General features: G+C 29.3%; 14 protein-coding genes and 1 pseudogene. 6 read left to right on the forward strand and 9 right to left on the reverse strand.

Translation table 4 applies throughout. The annotated features are described in order from the left end of the window. Positions 1–115: 115 nt before the first annotated feature. The gene (locus tag GvMRE_RS12630) at positions 116–1,729 is read left to right on the forward strand and encodes a class I tRNA ligase family protein (protein ID WP_172575429.1); all 1,614 of its coding nucleotides are present in this window, start codon (positions 116–118) and stop codon (positions 1,727–1,729) included. Positions 1,730–1,798: 69 nt separating this feature from the next. On the opposite strand, the gene rsmA is transcribed toward GvMRE_RS12630, so the two are convergent. Then, on the reverse strand, positions 1,799–2,674 hold the full coding sequence (rsmA, locus tag GvMRE_RS12635) for a 16S rRNA (adenine(1518)-N(6)/adenine(1519)-N(6))-dimethyltransferase RsmA (RefSeq protein ID WP_147411581.1): 876 nt from the start codon (positions 2,672–2,674) through the stop codon (positions 1,799–1,801). A gap of 32 nt (positions 2,675–2,706) precedes the next feature. After that, positions 2,707–6,273 carry a hypothetical protein gene (locus tag GvMRE_RS12640; RefSeq protein WP_147411582.1) on the reverse strand — a complete coding sequence of 1,189 codons (3,567 nt, stop codon included), beginning with the start codon at positions 6,271–6,273 and terminating at the stop codon, positions 2,707–2,709. 60 nt (positions 6,274–6,333) lie between these two features. Here GvMRE_RS12640 and GvMRE_RS14600 point away from each other — a divergent pair. Further along, positions 6,334–6,408 (forward strand): annotated as a pseudogene (locus GvMRE_RS14600) (hypothetical protein); the annotation flags it as partial. Then, positions 6,408–7,100, forward strand: a complete 693-nt coding sequence (locus GvMRE_RS14260; RefSeq protein WP_245939649.1) for a hypothetical protein — start codon at positions 6,408–6,410, stop codon at positions 7,098–7,100. The pseudogene GvMRE_RS14600 and the gene GvMRE_RS14260, both read left to right, overlap by 1 nt. Here the strand turns inward: GvMRE_RS14260 and GvMRE_RS12650 are convergent. The 4 genes from GvMRE_RS12650 to GvMRE_RS12665 form a co-directional block, all read right to left on the reverse strand. Continuing rightward, positions 7,097–8,104, reverse strand: a complete 1,008-nt coding sequence (locus tag GvMRE_RS12650) for a GmrSD restriction endonuclease domain-containing protein (RefSeq protein ID WP_147411584.1) — start codon at positions 8,102–8,104, stop codon at positions 7,097–7,099. The two genes, GvMRE_RS14260 and GvMRE_RS12650, sit on opposite strands and share 4 nt — an antisense overlap. Positions 8,105–8,108: 4 nt before the next feature. Further along, positions 8,109–8,987 carry a DUF262 domain-containing protein gene (locus GvMRE_RS12655; protein ID WP_147411585.1) on the reverse strand — a complete coding sequence of 293 codons (879 nt, stop codon included), beginning with the start codon at positions 8,985–8,987 and terminating at the stop codon, positions 8,109–8,111. Positions 8,988–9,028: 41 nt separating this feature from the next. Next, the gene (gene lysS / locus GvMRE_RS12660; RefSeq protein WP_147411586.1) at positions 9,029–10,525 is read right to left on the reverse strand and encodes a lysine--tRNA ligase; all 1,497 of its coding nucleotides are present in this window, start codon (positions 10,523–10,525) and stop codon (positions 9,029–9,031) included. A 317-nt stretch (positions 10,526–10,842) separates the two neighbouring features. Then, positions 10,843–12,120 (reverse strand): pepsin-like aspartic protease, encoded by a 1,278-nt coding sequence (locus tag GvMRE_RS12665; RefSeq protein WP_147411587.1) that lies wholly within the window; start codon positions 12,118–12,120, stop codon positions 10,843–10,845. Between the two features lie 381 nt (positions 12,121–12,501). On the opposite strand from GvMRE_RS12665, the gene GvMRE_RS12670 reads away from it, so the two are divergent. Next, positions 12,502–12,876, forward strand: coding sequence for a hypothetical protein (locus GvMRE_RS12670; protein ID WP_147411588.1), 375 nt, complete (start codon positions 12,502–12,504; stop codon positions 12,874–12,876). Positions 12,877–12,937: 61 nt separating this feature from the next. On the opposite strand, the gene GvMRE_RS12675 is transcribed toward GvMRE_RS12670, so the two are convergent. Further along, complete coding sequence (locus GvMRE_RS12675) at positions 12,938–13,561, reverse strand: hypothetical protein (protein WP_147411589.1); 624 nt, start codon at positions 13,559–13,561, stop codon at positions 12,938–12,940. Positions 13,562–13,955: 394 nt separating this feature from the next. On the opposite strand from GvMRE_RS12675, the gene mnmA reads away from it, so the two are divergent. Beyond that, positions 13,956–15,110, forward strand: a complete 1,155-nt coding sequence (gene mnmA / locus GvMRE_RS12680; protein ID WP_147411590.1) for a tRNA 2-thiouridine(34) synthase MnmA — start codon at positions 13,956–13,958, stop codon at positions 15,108–15,110. 9 nt (positions 15,111–15,119) lie between these two features. Here mnmA and GvMRE_RS12685 read toward each other — a convergent pair whose 3' ends face one another. After that, on the reverse strand, positions 15,120–15,626 hold the full coding sequence (locus GvMRE_RS12685; RefSeq protein WP_147411591.1) for a hypothetical protein: 507 nt from the start codon (positions 15,624–15,626) through the stop codon (positions 15,120–15,122). Between the two features lie 224 nt (positions 15,627–15,850). On the opposite strand from GvMRE_RS12685, the gene GvMRE_RS14445 reads away from it, so the two are divergent. Next, positions 15,851–16,186 carry a GTPase gene (locus tag GvMRE_RS14445; protein WP_147411592.1) on the forward strand — a complete coding sequence of 112 codons (336 nt, stop codon included), beginning with the start codon at positions 15,851–15,853 and terminating at the stop codon, positions 16,184–16,186. Positions 16,187–16,400: 214 nt separating this feature from the next. Here GvMRE_RS14445 and GvMRE_RS12695 read toward each other — a convergent pair whose 3' ends face one another. After that, on the reverse strand, positions 16,401–17,654 hold the full coding sequence (locus tag GvMRE_RS12695; RefSeq protein ID WP_147411593.1) for a J domain-containing protein: 1,254 nt from the start codon (positions 17,652–17,654) through the stop codon (positions 16,401–16,403). Positions 17,655–17,678 lie beyond the last annotated feature (24 nt).

The following is a 17,678-nucleotide window of genomic DNA, read 5'->3' on the forward strand; positions in this document are numbered from 1 at the left end:
AAAAGTATGGTTTTGATTCAAAGTGATGCAAATTTTTAGTTTAGCTATTTTTTTTATAGAGCGATTTTAAATGATTATGTATTGTTAAATTCTTATTAAAATGTTCTATTATAAGATGGATCTAAAGAAAGTTAAAAATACTCTTTTACTACCCAAAACTAATTTTCCTTTAAAAAACGCAAACCACTTAGAAAACGAAAAAAAAATTAGAGACTTATGAGAAGAAAGAAAAATTTACCAAAAAATTTTAGAAAAAAATAAAAATAATCCCTCTTTTATTCTCCATTCGGGTCCTCCTTATGCTAACGGTAAAATTCATTTGGGGCATGTTTTAAATTTCCTGGTTAAGGATATTATTGTCCGTTGGCAGGCTTCAATGGGTCATTATACTCCCTTTCTACTTGGTTGGGACGCTCATGGTTTGCCTATCGAACACAAAATGCTGCAAGTTTATCCGGACAAAAAAAATGATTTGCGACCATTTTGCCATCAATTTGCTTGTGAACAAGCCCAAATCCAGCGAGAACAATTAAAAAAGTTAGGATTATTCACTGATTATGAAAAGTATTATATAACTTCGGATAAAAATTATGAAGCCGAGCAATTAAGAATTTTTGGCGAAATGGTAAAAAAAAACTTAATTTATCAAGGATTTAGACCAATTCATTGGTCTTGCGGACACGAAACGGCTCTGGCAGAAGCCGAAATAGAATATTACGAAAAAAAAGATACTTCTCTTTATTTTAAAATTACCTTGTTAGAAAACTTTTTTGGTAAAGAAAATGTTAATCTTTCGGTTTGAACTACTCAGCCTTGAACTATACCTGCTAATCAATTGGTAGCAGTCAAAAAATCGGCTTCTTATGCTTTGGTGAACTATAATGAGGAATATTTAATAACTCTCGAAAAAAGTCTTAATTTGTTAAACAATGAAGAAAGGTTAGCAAAAGTAGAAAGAATATTCTTAGGTGAAGAATTACTAGGCAAGGCTTATCTTCACCCTTATCGGAAAGAAATAAAAGGATATATTGTTGATGGTAGCGATTTTATTGAGGAAGGAGAGGGAACTGGCCTAGTTCATTTAGCACCTGCTTTCGGGGCAGAGGATTTTGCGGCGGCAAAAAAAGAAAAATTAGTTATTGAATGTCCCCTAGAACCTAATGGCTATTTTAATGAAAAAATTGGAATTCCAGAAATAATCAATAAACATTATTCAGAAGTTAATAATTATATTATTACTGATTTAGAAAAAAGAAATCTAATAATAAAAAAAAAAATAATTACTCATAGTTACCCCCATGATTGGCGTGATAAAAGTCCACTGGTTTATCGCCTAACTAAACAATGATTTATTAAAGTAGAAGCAATAAAAAAGGAGTTATTAAAAAATATCCAAGAAGTAAAATGATATCCTAATTGAACGGAAGAAAAAATGTGGCAAATAATAACGGCTCGGGAGGATTGGTGTATTTCTCGCCAAAGAAAATGAGGTGTGCCTATTCCAATTTTATATAAAAATGATGAACCGATACTTAACTCAGAAATTATTGATTATGTTGCTGAAATAGTTGCCAGTCGTGGTTCCGATTGTTGGTTTAATGGTAGTATCTTGCCGCTTTTGAGGGAAAAATTTCCAAATTTGATAAATGAAAAAACTGTTTTAGGACAAGATATTATGGATGTTTGATTGGATAGCGGAGTTTCTCATTGATGCATTTTGAAAAAATAACAATAATCAAATTACACAAATTTTTCACAATTTTACTATTTTTTTTTTTGTAATGGTTTTTCATAACACCTAATTTAGTAGATTTTTTTTGAGTATTTTTTTTCAATAAAGAAACAGTTCGCGATGATCTTCAACGGTTAGATTTTGAGAGCGAATCTTCGTTGAATAGTTTTTTTCATAAAAATATTTTTTTCAATCCTTCTCTCTATCACCAGAAAAAGCCAAAAGATTGTTTCAAAGAGTTTTACGACGGAAAAAAAAGCAATTCTTTAAAAATTTTAAAAAGGAAACTAACTGTTGTTTAGATACACAAACGTTCTTGTCTTTTCAAGGCTTAACTGTTACTAATGATCCATCTACACTAGGAACAGGCTTAAAAATATTTCGTGGTATCTCAAAAACAAGTTTAGTTTCAGCTAAATAATTAATAAAAATTGACAGAGCTGAATATTTAGAGGAATACTTAGTGGAACTGGACACTCATTTTTGTCCTACTTCTTTTTGAACCAAAAAAACAAAATATTTGAATAAATGATGCTGGAATAGCAAGTTAATTATCAAAGAATTAGCTATACAGTAGGGTAAATTACCAATAACCACTATAGAACTGTCCTTGTATTCTAGGCAGAATTTCTCTCAATCGATTGATAAAGCGTCTTGTCACAAATAAATTATTCGCTCGCTTTTGTTTTTTTTTTCCAATCATTGAAACAATTTTTTATCCTTTTCTAAGCCGATGATTTTTTTACAATTAGTTTTAACTAATTCATTAGTTAAATCTCCATAACCACTGCCGATTTCAATTATTACTGTGTCAGAATTAATCGGACAGATTGCGACTATTTTTTGCAGATAATTTTTATCAAAGAGGAAATTCTGCCCCAAGATTTTATTAGGTTGAAAGATTATTTTCTTTTTAATTTCCTTTGTACAAAAATGAGTCATTCTTTAAAGCAACACTTTGTAACACATAGCTTTTATTTCCTTCATGAGGGTTTTTTTACTATTTTCACTACTAGATAACAGACTAATAAAACAATAATAGCAAATAATGATCCATACAATAAGTTTTTTGTCAAACTATCATTATTATTTTTTAACAGATTTTTTTTTTCTTTAGCTATAGTTGCTTTTACCTTGGCAATATCTGTAGACACTCGGTTTTTTATTGTTTCAATCTGGTCTTGCTCTCCGGCTAAGTTAATTTCATTAACAAAATTTTGGTTTTCAGGGGCTAATTTTGTTATTAGATTGCTTAAATCTTTACTTTTATCTAGTGCTTTTAATTCTTTCTCAATAAGTTTAATGTTTAATTTTTTTAAATTAGTTAATAAAACCGACGTTTCTTGATTAGATAAATCTATTTGTTTATTAACTAAATCATTTATTTTTTGAGAATAGTCTAAATAAATTGGTTTGTTGTGATAGGTTTTGATATCATTAATTAATTTTGCTAGTTTCACAGAGTCATTTTCCTTCTGAGCTTGTTTAATTAGAGGAGCTAGTTCATCTTTTTCTATTTCAATAAAATCATCTTTTTCAAATAGTTTTTTATTTTCTTCAGACTTATATCAGGTAAGTTTTACTGTCTGATATTTATTTTGATCAGTCAGAATTTTCCAAAATTGTTGGGAAGCATTAGTAAGAGCGGGGTGATCATCTCTAATCTCAATAGTATATTTACCTGATTCTCCAGGTTTAGCATCAGAAGAAAGAAACAGCGAACAATGAATGTTTGGTTGGAAAACAGTGGGTCCACGTCCAGCATACCTAAATAAAGCACTAATTTTTTTCTTTATTAAATTTTTTGTTTTTTGTTGCTCTTTATTGCTTAACTTGGTTTTTTTGTTTTTTTTATTGTCTTCCTTAGCAAAACCAGATCTGAGTTTAAGAACTGTTTCTTTCTCTCATTTTTCAAATTTTTCTATTTTCTTTCTTAACTGAACATGAAAGAGTATTTGCCATCCAATTCTCTCTTTTTTGGGAAAATTTTGATTGAATTCCTTCAGAAGAGTTTCTAAATCTTTTTTTTTTTCTTGTTTTCATTTTCGCAGATCATTAGAGGTTTTTAAATCTTTTCACTCATCTTCAGCTTTGCTTATCAATTGAGAGTATTGCTTATTTAATTCTTTTCTTTGCTTTTCTTCTGAATCTTGTTTCTTTATTTCAGTTAACAATCCTTCAACCGTTTTGGCCTTTAGCACCACACTTTTATTTAATATATTATCGAATATTGTTTCTTCTTTATCTAATCTTAATCACGGAGTATTATCACCTTTTTCCCGATAAGAGAAACTACCTTCCTCAATTTTTAAGTCTTGGATTTTTAAAGGGTCATTACTTAAAGCCGAGTAAATTTCCACCACGTTTAAAGAAAATGAACTTTTTTGGCAATGGTCCTTTAATGTGTTTTTATTAATCGCAACTCAATTTTCTTCAAAACATAAAAAAGGAAAAACAGTTCAGTCTCTTAAACGGACTTCTGCTTCTTCGGTTTGCTGGCCATAACATCCGCCTCGGCCACCAATAAAATTAAGATATCTTATTCCCTCTATTTTTAGCTCCTCGGGAACTTTTTTGTCATCGATCTCCTCTTTTATAATATAAGTCGTAATTAAATTAGCTAAGGTTTCATCTTTAATAAAATAGTTTTCTGGGGAATGTTTGATATAACTCTCTTCATGATAATTAAGGAAGCGACTTTCAACACAATTTTTTTCATATCTCTTTCGGTATATCACTCGATATCTTTTAAAGGATTCTTTTTCACAAACTTCTTCCATCACGTTATCTGTAACTACCTTGTGATTAACAATTTTTTCTTCATAATCTGTAATATAATGATTCAAAAATTCGATATATTCACTGATTTCAATAGCTTCTTTAGTTATTTTTTCAGAATAATTGCGTTTTTTTTGAGAAAACAAATAAAAAAAGCTATCTAAAGAATGCTTTTGTTTTTCGGAAACATTATCAAGATTGTCAATAGTTTCCTTTACATCAATTACTTTCGTTTTTTCTAAATCCTTATATTTCTTAAAACTCAGAAAATACTTTCCACTTTTTTCTTTTTCGCCTTCATAAACCAAAATTGGACCTAAATATTGGCTATTTTCATCGGTCAGAGAAACAAAACTAAAATTTCTTTGTCACGAACTAGCATGAAAAACTAGTCATTCACTACTCTTATTTATTTCTTTTAACTGTTCTTTTTTTTCTTTATCCTGGTCGGTTAAGCAAAGTTCTTCAATATACTTATCAACCCAGTAGATAAAACTTTTGCTGTTTGGTACTCTTGATTTAAGAAATAAAGTAAAAACTTCATCAATGGTTATTCTTTGCCCGTTATTATCGACAGCAAAAAGTGCGGGAAAAACAACAATTTTCCTATAACCTTTAACGGCAAGTTCATCTTCATTAACATAATCTTCTTCTTCCTTTTTGAGACAATAACAACATACGGGAAGTTTACCTATTGAATTATTTCTTCAATCTCCAAAAGATTCGTCATTAAGGGTTAAAACTCCTTGATGTTTAAATTTCTCAAAAAAACAATTTTGCCAAAAAAAAGTTATAGATTTTACCAGCAATTCTTCTTTGTCGGCTCGTAATTTTTTTAGTTTATTTTCGGCTTCTAAATGTTGGTTAATAGTTTCTTCTTTATCAATAGAAGAAAAAATAAGATCAACAGCTTTTTTGGCTCGATTTTTTATTCATTCATTATTTTTTTGGTAAGCATAATTATAGAGAATAATATTACAGACCGATAAAAAATTAAATTGAAAACCATCATAAAAATTTATTTTATATTTTTCATTTATAAAGAGGGTGTTTTTGTTTCTGGCTAACCATTTTAATTTCTTATCTCATTTCTCCATGGTTAATAGCATTTCTTTTTCTCAACCTTCTGCTTCGTGAGGGAACGGCAAAAAAAATAATTCCCCAATTTTTCTTTGCAAAAGATAATTATATTCAACTCTCATATTGCGTTCCGTTAAGTCTTGGTAACTCTTTTTTTCACCCTCAGTTTCGGAAATTGAAAGTGGTTCAACTTTATATTCGTCAAATAATTCTTGAAATTTTTCTTTTTTTCTTATAATCTTAACTTTTCATTTATCTTCACCAAAAGAGAAATATAAAAATAACAATTTAACACTGGTTTCCAAGTAATTACTTACTTCCTTCATGCTTTTCGGAAATTTTGCATCTTTATCTTTTCGAAATCTTTTCTCAATATTATCACTAACAGTTTTTTTTGGATAAAAAGCCCAAGAAATAGTTTTATCGGCTTCTAATCATTTATCTCTTTCTTCCGATTCTAAGTCCAAAATACATTGAGCAATTTTTTTGCTTGGTTTTAAGGTTTCTAAGATTCTTTTTTCTATAATTTCTTTACAGTAGTAATCAAAGGCCTCACTAATTTCCTTTTCTCGAGATTCAAATAGTATCTTTTTCATCTCTTTTTTTCATTCTTTAAATACTGTTTCGGTTTCTTCTATATAGTTCTCTAATTTTTCTTTTCATTTTTCAAGATTAACTGCCATGATTTATGTTGATTTTAATAAAGTTTTAATTAAAAAATACATCCAAAATCTAAGATTAAAATGAAAAAAACTATTCAGGATCAAATCTATCCTAATCAAAAAATAAGAAAAACACTAAAAACAATTTCTCGCGGTTGCCAAAAAGTTTACAATCACTTTTTAAAAGAAAGAATAAAAGTGCTAAAAACAAACAAAAGCAACCCATCAAATACGAACAAAAAAGACAGTTAAAGCAATTCAAAGATGCTAATCAAGAATTAAAAAGCATTCAACCCCAAATTCTTGCAGAGATAGTAAGAGTAAAAGTTCCTAATGCTTGAAAAAAGTATGAGGAACATAAGAAAACTAATGCCAATGCTAGTTATCCAAGAATAAAAACAGATAAGGGTTGGTATAGCAGTTTCAATTATCCGCAACCAATCGTGAATAAGGTTTGAGTTTTTAAAATCGAGGGCAATTATCTAATAATCAAACAAGGGGCGAAAGTTAAAAAATCAGAAAGAGAGTTAAAAATTCCTCTTAAACTTAACCAACCAATTCAAAGAGAAATCAAAACTTTAACTATCTCATGGAAAAGCCAAGATGAGATATTAGCTTCTTTTTCTTGCGAAGTAGAAAAAGCAATGGGCGACTATCCCCTAGGTTGTTGGAAACAATGTAACTTCGTAAAATGGGAGCATGATTGGTCTTTACCAATTAAATCATTAGAAACTCCTACTTCAAACTCATCAGAGTTAAGTAGGATTAGTTCATGAATTATTTTAAAACATTATAATTTTGAATGTAGAATAGAAAGATATGAAATATTACAAAAAATTTTTAATTAAATCTTTGCCTCAAAAATTTTATATCTTTTCAATTCATTTATCAGAAAAAGCGTTCTGTATTTAATATCTTTTTCACTTAAATGATTTTCAACTTTTAAGAGATTAGGAACATAAGGGTTTTTTTCATAATTTACATATTTTTCTCAGTTTAAACAACAGTTATTTACTAAAGTTAGAAATCAAGATTTTTTTTTATTTCATGATTCGTTTAAAACCTTAAGATTATCATCTCTTTTAAGTAAAGTGGTGTTTCCTATTAAATATTTAATACTTTCGTCTTTATACTCAACAAAGTTTTTATCCTTTTTCCCTCGGATAGGAATAATATGTTCGAGTTGAAATGCTTTTCTCCATCGAAGTTTGTTGAAGAAGTTTGATTCTTCCCTCATCTCTATTCTCTTTTGAAAATTCCTTCAATAAATTTTTTCTAAAACAAATTTCCAAGTTTTGTTAGCACTCGTATGATGATTTTCAAGTTTTTTATAAAGAATTATGTCTTCTTCATCATTGAATTCTTCGCTTAACTTTTCCCTTATTTTATCATTATCAAACAAGTTCTTATTTTTATTATTTCCCAGAACATTTTCGTCTATAATTCTTGTAGTGACAGATTGGTGAATACCCCTTGATATTTTTTCTTTTATTGTTGTTGTTCTAAATATGTAAGCAACTAATATCTCTAAATAGTTTGCTATGGATTTTTTTTCTTTTTCTTTAATATCTTTAAATTCAAAAAAAATTGAAAGCACAAGAGGATATAACTGCCTGAAACCAAGTAATTTGATATCTTCGAGAACATAAACCATTTCTACTGGCCAACTTTTTTCATGAATCCACCAATGGTGGCTAGCTTTCTTTATATGAAAATAGACTTCTGCATAGTCTTTTAGCAATTTAAGCATTTGTCCGGGATTCAATTGACGATTTTTTTCTTCGATTTTGTATCGAAAAAGTCTATACAGATTTTCTTCACTCAGTTTTATAGATTTTGTCTTGTTTACCATTCCGTTAGGTCCAAATTTTGCCAAGTAAGAAATCCAAAAGAAATCTGTTCATTTCGCTGTTTATATTTGTTCCTTCGCTATTGTCAGTTATTACTTTTATTATTTCCTCATCTCAAATTTTTTGAACTTCGTCTGCTTTTAGTTTGTTTCTATTTTTAATAAGCAGACTTTTAAGAAGGTCAGAAATACTCAAGTTTAATCCAGTACTATTTAAACTCATAAACATCTCTTGAATAATTTCATCTTCATTTCCTGTTAGGGTGACTACTGCGAAATAAAGTTTTTTAGCAGCTTTATAAAGTTTTATAACTGAATGACCCTCTCCTATCAGTTCATTGACAATAGTTTCCTGAACAAAATCTTTTGCTTTTGAGATTAGTGTCTTAACCCTTTCGCTTTCTTCCTTACCTTTTGCATTTGTGAGTTCAAAGGAAGATTTTAACAAATGTCTGTAATCTTCTGCGTCCTCTGGATTATTTAAATTAATTCTTATTTCTTGTTTTGTTGTGAGAAGATAATTTTTAATTTCCTCTCTAATTGATCTTTTTTCTCACTCTTCTCCATTTTTATCATCATCTAAAATTTCGTAAACAACAAGAAAAAAAAGTGATGTGCTAATTAATCTTTGCTGACCATCAATAATATAATACTCATCATCATCATCACTCTGCCTTTGAAGGATAATATTTCCAAAAAACTTTATGCTATTATTAGTTTTTTCTTCTTCATCATCGTTAATTAAGTTTGTTAAACTTTCAATAAAATCTCTTCAATTTTTTTCTTGTCAAGAGTATCTTCTTTGGTAATATGGTAAAGAGAAAACACTTTCTTCAAGTAAATCTCCAAAGCCAGATTTACTAATATTGACCTGCTTTTTTTTCATACAATATTGATAGTTTTAACATTTAGACTTTTTGAAATTGCTTAAATAATTTTCTTTTTTTTAAGCTGTGGAAAAGCAATCACTTCCTTAATCTTATTTTGACCGGTAAATAGCATTATTAATCTGTCTATTCCGATACCTAACCCACCTGCCGGCGGCATGCCATATTCCAACGCCTCAATAAATTCCTTATCAAAACTAGCAATTTCTTCATTACCTAATTCTTTTTGTCTAGTTTGTTCTTCAAATCTTTTTTTTTGTTCAACTGGATCATTTAACTCACTATAACCGTTGGCAAACTCTAATCCTCCAATATAAAGTTCAAATCTATCAGCAATATTTTTATTTTCCAATTTACTTTTGGCTAATGGGGAAACTTCTATTGGAAAATCATAAATAAAAGTTGGCTGAATTAATTTTTTTTCTACAAACTCTTCAAAAAAGGCTAAAATGACATGTCCAATAGTTTTTTGAAATTTTTCTAATTTTAAGTTATGCTTTTTGGCTAACTCTAGGGCTTCTTCTAAATTGTTTATTTTCACAAAATCTATATTTGTATACTCTTTAATCACTTCTATCATTGATATTCTTCGAAAAGGAGTTTGAAAATTAATAATATAAGAAATCTCTTCTGAACTCTCTTCCTCTCTTAATTTAAACTTAAACTCTTTTTCTTTAAGAACTTTTTTGGCTAAATAATGAAGCAATTCCTCGGCCAATTTCATCATATATTCAGCATTTTCATAAGCCTGATAAACTTCAATAGTAGTAAACTCTGGATTATGGCGAGCATCTGTACCTTCATTACGGAAAATTCGACCAATCTCATATATTTTTTCAAAGCCACTAACGAGTAATTTTTTTAAAGGAATTTCGGTTGCAATCCGTAAATAGAAGTCTCTTTCTAACTTATTATGACTAGTAACAAAAGGTTTGGCTTGGGCTCCCGAAGCTTCAGAAACAAGAATGGGCGTTTCTATTTCAATAAAATCTCTTTCTTCTAAAAACTGACGAATACCTTTAATTACTTGATGACGAATAAAAAAAATTTCTCTTTTTCCCTTATTAATAATAAAATCTAAATGTCGGTTGCGAAATCTTTCTTCGGTGTTTTTCAATCCGAAATATGAACCAGGAAGAGACTCTAAACACTTGCTTAATAAAATAAATTCTTTTACTTTTATACTTAATTCTTGTTTATCAGTTTTACAAACTCTTCCTTTTATTCCGATAATGTCGCCTCTGCCTACTTGTTCTGCGAAATCTTTGTTTTTAATAACCATTAATTGAATAGTTCCACTTTGGTCAACTAAATCAGCAAAAATTAAATTACCGTGTCCTCTTTTGTCTAATATTCTTCCAGCAATACTTACCTTTTCATTCTTTTCGATTAATCATTCTTTATTAAACTGAGAAAATTGTTGAATAATTGAATAAACGTTAGTGGTTTTAGAAAAACTAGTTTGTTGAAAAGGATTTTGTGATGATCTAACCAATTTGCTTTTTTTTAATTTTTCTAGCAATAAATCTTTACTCATTTGTATAAAAGTATAGTAAAATTTTATTACTCTTACATCGGTATTATGACAGAAAAAGATGTATCACAAAAGGAAATATCTAGACAGGATAAAAAATCTTTTTTCTTTTCAATGTCCAAAATGTTACTAAACAATCACTGTTAATGATTTTTTCTAGGATCAGTTATCTATTATTTACCTACAAGAATATTTTAAAAAAAAAGAGAAGTTGATATAAGAAACTTTTGCTTCAATAGGTTGAAAAAGAGTTAGAGAGTTTTATTTTAGTAAATTTTATTAATAAGATTTAATAAGATTTTGCTTTTGACAGAGTAAAGCTATAGGTCATAAAGTATTAAAAGTAATTTTGAATAATACTGCGCAGTAATTCAATTTAAAAACACTTGTTTATTTAGTCATCAATCGTGAACACTAGGAGCAAACCCCACGGTTTTTTCTTTAGTATTAAATACCGAGTAAACATTTTTTAAGAAGACATTTCCTATCAGCCACTCTGCAGTCTTAGCAATAGAATTAGAAATTGTTTCAGTTCCTAAAATTCCTGAAGCGCAAAATCCTTTAGGTATAGATGAGTCAGAATTTGTTGAAAGATCTCGCGGATCAATGTCATATACAATTCCGTTAAACTGAAGAGATACTACAGAAGTTGTATTACAAGGTATTGCAAAATTTCCATCACCCATGTTAATTGAATCTTTAATTTTCTCATGAATTTTTTTAGCGTCTTCGAAAGGAGTAAAAATAAACGTAGAACCGGTGTCTATAATAGCTTTTCTTTTGCCAATTTTAAGATTATTTTTATCTATCAATACATCTTCTAAATTAATAACCCAGAATCCGGATTCACCGATTACTTTATTATTAACAATATCTCCAGAAAATTTTTCCTTGTCAACTCCGCCAAGCGTTAAAGTAGCAAAATTATTATCTTTGTCACTCTTACTACGACGTAAATAAAAACTAAAGATAGGTTCTAAAAATTTGTTTTGTTCAATCAATGTAGAAAAAACGTTTGGCGCTTTCAGTTTACTGAGACTATTGAGACTCATTCCAAGTATGCCATCAATTGGAGGACCAAAAAAATCATCAGTTTTTATGATTGCACGACCGAATGTTTGATTTTTTGCAGTAATATTACCAATAGTTACATCATCTTTTCCACTAATCATACCAACGATACTTTCACCACTACCATAGGCTGTAAAAATGCTTTCTCCAAGATTAAAGAAACTTTTAGATGTTTCATCAAAACCACGTGATTTGTTACACGCTTTAGATTCGCACTTGTTTGAGTCCACCCAAAAATCTGCTGAACCAGTATCAAGTAGTACCCGAAATTCTTGGTCACCAATTTTGATTGGACTCATATAGAAGATATCAACATATTCTTCGTCAGACAGACCAATTAGTTTAATTATTTCGGGTTCGTTGTTGGTTAATATTTTTAGTTTTCTTAATATAGGTTTTTTTGTATAAAAATCAGTTTTTTCTTTACATTCCTTTTCTGTAGTAATTACATTGTATCCGTTTTTAATTAAGGGAATATTAGTCACAAACGATTGCGATGAAAACTTAACACTAGCAAAAAGACTCATAAAAAAAATTGTAGAAATTAAATTATTAAGAAAAGTGAGCTTCTTTTCATTTTCAAAATAAAAAAAAATACTTGAAACTTGCTGTAATAATGCTATTTTTATAGTTAGTTGTTACTTACATATTAACGTAAATAGCCTTTTTTAAATATTTTTAAAACATAAAATTTGCTTCAAAGATTTCTTTTCAGAGAAAAATTTTTATTTTACTTTGAATTGAAATTATAATTATTGTTGTTAAATATATTAATCTATTGTTTTATCCTATTGTTCTGATATTGACTGCACATCAAACAATATTATGAAACATTAATTGTTCTAATGATTCTTAGGAAAAAGCTGGAGAAGAATTCTTGGCCTCAAAAAAATTTAAATAAAAACACTATGAATCAAGATAATACAATCTCTTTATTTGTTGAATATCGCTATTATTTAGTATTTTTTTTCCTAGCATTTTTTATTTTTTTTGATGAGACAGACGAGTTGAAAAAAATAAAAAATATTGAAAAAATAAAAAATGCTCCAAGAGAAACAAAGAGAAGCAAAGACAAAATTAGAGGGAATTCATTACCTTTTGAATCTTTCGCCATTCAGTTCTCGCTGCTTTTTGTTGAGACAAAAATAGCGCTCAGTGATAAAAAAAAAGCTGGTAATAATAAAAGGAAGCCAATAACACGATCCCTTTTGCTCAGTTTAATAGCACATTTTTTGCAAAAAATTCCACTTCCCAATCGCTCTTGTTTATTTATTCTGAAATAGCAAGTAGTTCTAGTAACTTCTTTCCCTTCTGGTATTTTTTTATAACATTTAGTACATAGCATTATTGAATATTACAATTTTCGCTAACATCAACTGATACTTCTCCAACAGGCAGACTTACTCCTATCTTTTTACCTATACTAAATCCAACACCTGCTGCTTTAAGCTCCAGACCATTAGCACTAATTGAACCACCAGTATCAGCATTAAGACCTACTTTTACACCTACTCCGTGCGTTTTGAAATCAAATGCGTTAACTCCGCCTTTTAACAAAATGCCAGTTCTAGTTACATCTACTCCAGCTGAAACGCTCAAAACTTTGAGATCGCCATCATGTCTTGTCTCTCTAAAAAAAGTGAAGTCAGCTTCAACAGACATACCATCATCTCAATTTCTACTACTGCCGGAAGCATTAATATTGCCTATTTTCTGATTATCTTTTTTGCAGATTGAAAACTCGGGATTTTTACAATCACACTTGATATTAGAACAACAACAACCACAATGAGAGTTTTTACAAGGTCCATATCCTCTTATTTCACCTATATCACTATTTACTAAGTCTTCATAATTTACTCTTTCATCCCCGTCATAGTTAATTAAAAACTCTTCATAACTAGGAATTTTATATTCTGTTTCAAAAGGTATTTTATTTTCTATAAAAATTTTATTATTGTTTGTCATAATTCATAATTTTTATGTTTTCTAATTCTTGATGTTCTTTAGGAGAACCTTTACGTTAATTTTCATAATATAAAATGTTTCGTTTACTATTTTTATAAACCTTTATTCTATATATTAATTTTTATAATATTTTTGCTTTTACTAATAGTAAAAATGTCCAAGAATAGAAAAATTACTACTTAAGTGAAATTAGTAACTTCTCAACAAAGGAAAATTTCCTTTAATTCCTAATTGACTAAGTTTTTATGAAAGCTTAAAGCATTCAGCAATTACTAGAACAAGATAATACTGAGGTATTAGAGTTATAGTCATAGTAATTACTTCGATCATTACCTTTCTAAAAGGATAAAAGTTTACTTCTCGTTATTAAATTCCTTGTAAAAATTTTACTAATATGTCTTGTTTGATTATTAAAACCAAAAAAAAAATTGTAATTGGTTTGAGTGGAGGAGTAGATTCGGCAGTATCTTCTTACTTATTAAAAAAAGAAGGTTGAGAATTAGTCGCCGTTTTTATGCAAAATTGAGATGACTATTTGGGTGGACAACAAACAAGTATTTGTTCCCAAACTCAGGATTGGAATGATGCCCAAGCCATTGCTCACCAACTAGAAATCCCTATCTATAAAGTGGATTTTATTCAGGAATATTGAGACGAAGTATTTGCTAATTTTCTTCAAGATTTAAAAAAAGGACTTACCCCTAATCCGGATATTTTATGTAATAGCGCGATTAAATTTAATTGTTTTATTAAATACGTGAAAAAAAACTTTGCTACTGATTTTATTGCTACCGGTCATTATGCGAAAATAGTTCAGGAAAAAAAGAAGTATTGTTTAAGTAAACCCAAAGATGACACCAAAGACCAAACCTATTTTTTGTGCCAAATCGACCGCAATTTATTAGATAAAATAATTTTCCCCTTGGCTGATTTAACTAAAAAAGAAGTTCGCCAAATTGCAGAAGAGGCTGGATTAATTAACGCCCAAAAAAAAGATTCGACCGGCATTTGTTTTATTGGTGAGCGGAAATTTGAAAACTTTCTTGCTAATTATTTTCCCAAAAAAGAAGGAGAAATAATAAATATCGATAACAAAAAAGTAATAGGGGGGCACTTCGGAACTCCTTTTTTTACTGTTGGTCAACGGAGGAAATTAGGATTACAAGGACAAAAAAAACCGCTTTATGTAGTAGGAAAAAGCGTAGAAAAAAATATAATTTATGTGGCTAGTGGTTGAGATAGTAGGTCATTATATAGCGAATGGTGCCTAGTGAAAAATATTAATTGATTAGTTGAAGAGTTAGAATTAGTTAATTTTCTTAATAACCAAAAAATAACTGCTAAATTTCGCTATCGACAACCGGAAATCCCAGTCAAAGTTTTCCCCATGGCTGATTTTAAGGAATTAAAAGTAGAATTTTCCGAAAAACAAAGAGCAATTACCCCTGGACAATATGCCGTTTTTTATCAGAATAATATTTGTTTAGGCGGGGGGGTGATTTTTAACACAGAAAGAAATAAAGAAAATGGTGAGCCTATTCTTGAATAAAAAGTCATTTTATTTTTTGCGCTCTTTAATTTTATTTCCTGCTCTAACTTTACTATTATTGGGTGTTCTTTTTTTCTTTGAATTAGTTTTAACAGATTTTATTTTTTTCATTTCTTCATTATCTTCCTTTTTGGTTTCTAGTTTTTTTTCTTCCTCGACTAATTTTGGTTCTTCTTTTACCTCCACCGCAAAAGTTTCTTTAAATTCTTTTTTAATTATTTCTAAACTTTCTAATTTTTTCTTGTCGGTAGGCGACTGTTCTTTTTTGTTTTTGATTTCCCCCTCTAAGGTTAATAAGCGTTGAAAAATATCAATTTTGCCCTTAATATCTTTTTGTTTGCCTTCTTTCTGTAATTGTTCGTAGGTGATGTCCTTAGTAATTTTGTTTTTTAACTTAATTTCTTCGGTTTCAGCAGCCCTTTTCTTCTTTTTAGCATAATAATCAATCAAAGCCACAAAAATAGGCGGGATAGAAATAGCGATAATTACTAAAACTCATTGTAATATTTCATTCATATGTTTATTATTTATTTTTCAAGGAATAACAAAAGCCATTAAGCAACCAAGCAAATAATACATTCAGCAAATCCAACACTTTATTCAACTTTTTTTTCCTTTTCCTCAATGGGCTCTTCACATGTGAGAAACCACACTTATACCAATCCTCACACTCATTTTTTATTTGTTTATTTTTACTTAATATAATGTTGTTTTTTTTAATTTTTTTAAAAACAAATTAAATGCCTTATAAAATTGGTTTAGTTGGCTTGCCTAATGTCGGAAAGTCTTCTTTGTTTAATTTTTTAACCAAGCCAAAAAAGAGTGTTGATGCCGATAATTATCCTTTTGTCACTATTGCTCCTAATAACGGAATAATGACTTTGCCCCGACCCTCGCTTGGAAAAATTAAGCAATTATTAAACTTAAAAACTTTTTTTACGGTTGGTGAGGATAAAACTAAAAGCTGATTAACCAAAAAACTAATGAACGGGGAAAATAAAATAGTTAGTATTTTTTCTCCCCCCAAGGAACTGATCTTATTATTTAGAAAAATGTTTATTTTTGCTTCTTTTTAGGAAAAATTGTAATTTATCTTTGTTTGGTAAAGAGTTTTAAACTCCGATAAGTTTTATTTCTCCCGCTAGATTACGATTACATAAATCTAAATAGAATATTTTGCCTTTTTTTTATGGGTGTGTTTGACATATGTGATGATTTTATGTGATTTAAAGGGAGAGGTATTTTAGAAAACTCCCTTTCATTTTCTCGACAAATACTTTTTTGTGTTATCTATTCGCATATTGTTCTATGTATCTTATTACTTGACATGGTTGGCTGGTTTTTTTTAATCTTACTCCTTGCTCATCTTACAAAAACAACTAAACTCAATAAAGCAACCATACCAACTACAACAATAATAACAAGAAGTTTGGATGCGGCAACTTTTAGTTTTAGTGCCTTATTATCTTCTTCCAACTCTTTATTTCTAGTTTCTAAGACAGAAATCAATTTTTGCAAAGAAGCATTATTTAACTGTTTTTGTTTAATTTCATCAACTAACTCTTGGTGAGTTAAATTATCATATTTACTACCCCGAATTCCGCTTAAAAAATTATCTGTTTTGTCTTTCTTAATTCTACCTCGTGGTTCATCTCACCTATTAGGGACTTTTTGTGGTTCTGGTTTCGGAAAATCAGTTCTGTCTGGAAATCTCGTTTCAGGCTCTTTTCTGGCTAATTTCAAAATATATTTCAAAACCTCATCCCGAAAGTTACGAATTTCTTGCACCTCACCTAAACTGTTAATTCTTTCCTGATAATTAGAATATTGTCCTAAATCCTTGACTTTTAAACCTTTTTTGTTCATTTCTTTTTTGATATATCCAAAAGCCGCTGTTCTGGCTTGATTTAACTCAGAATCATTTTCGCTTTTTTTCTTGTTTTCTTCTCTAACTTTAAGATTAACTTCAGCTTCTTTGATAGCCTTAACCATTTCCTCTTTGAAATTTTTTAATTCTTCACTCCTATCCTTGCCTTTGGGAATAGTAATTTCCATTTTTGCCACTTTTTCTCCCCAATTTTGGTAAGTTTGCCACAGGATTGGATCTAAATCTTCCGCGTGAACCCGTGGTCAAGTAAAACAAAGGGCTGCTGAAATTTCGTTAAGGGTTGAAGAACGGTCGAGAGCTTTCATTTCCAATTTAAGAATCTCCAATTCTAGATCTATAATGTGTATTTCTCTTCTCCTTAACTCCTCTTCTTGCTTTCTAACTTCCTCTTTAGGGTCATATTGACAATTAAAATCATCAGCGGGAAAATCAGTTAAACCTGAATCATATCTTTTTCTTTTTTCAGCATCACTTAGAATCTCATAAACCTTATTAATTTCCTGCATCATCTCATTTGCTCGTTTTCGCTCTTTAAGACCTTTGTCATTTCACTTATCAGGATGTCATTGCTGAGCTAATTTACGATAGGATTTTTTGATGTCTTCCGGAGTCGCTTTCTCGCCCACTCCTAGCGTTTGATAATACTTTTTTGTCATATTTTTATATTAATTTCTTAATTT

The sequence above is a fragment of the endosymbiont GvMRE of Glomus versiforme genome, from assembly GCF_003546845.1.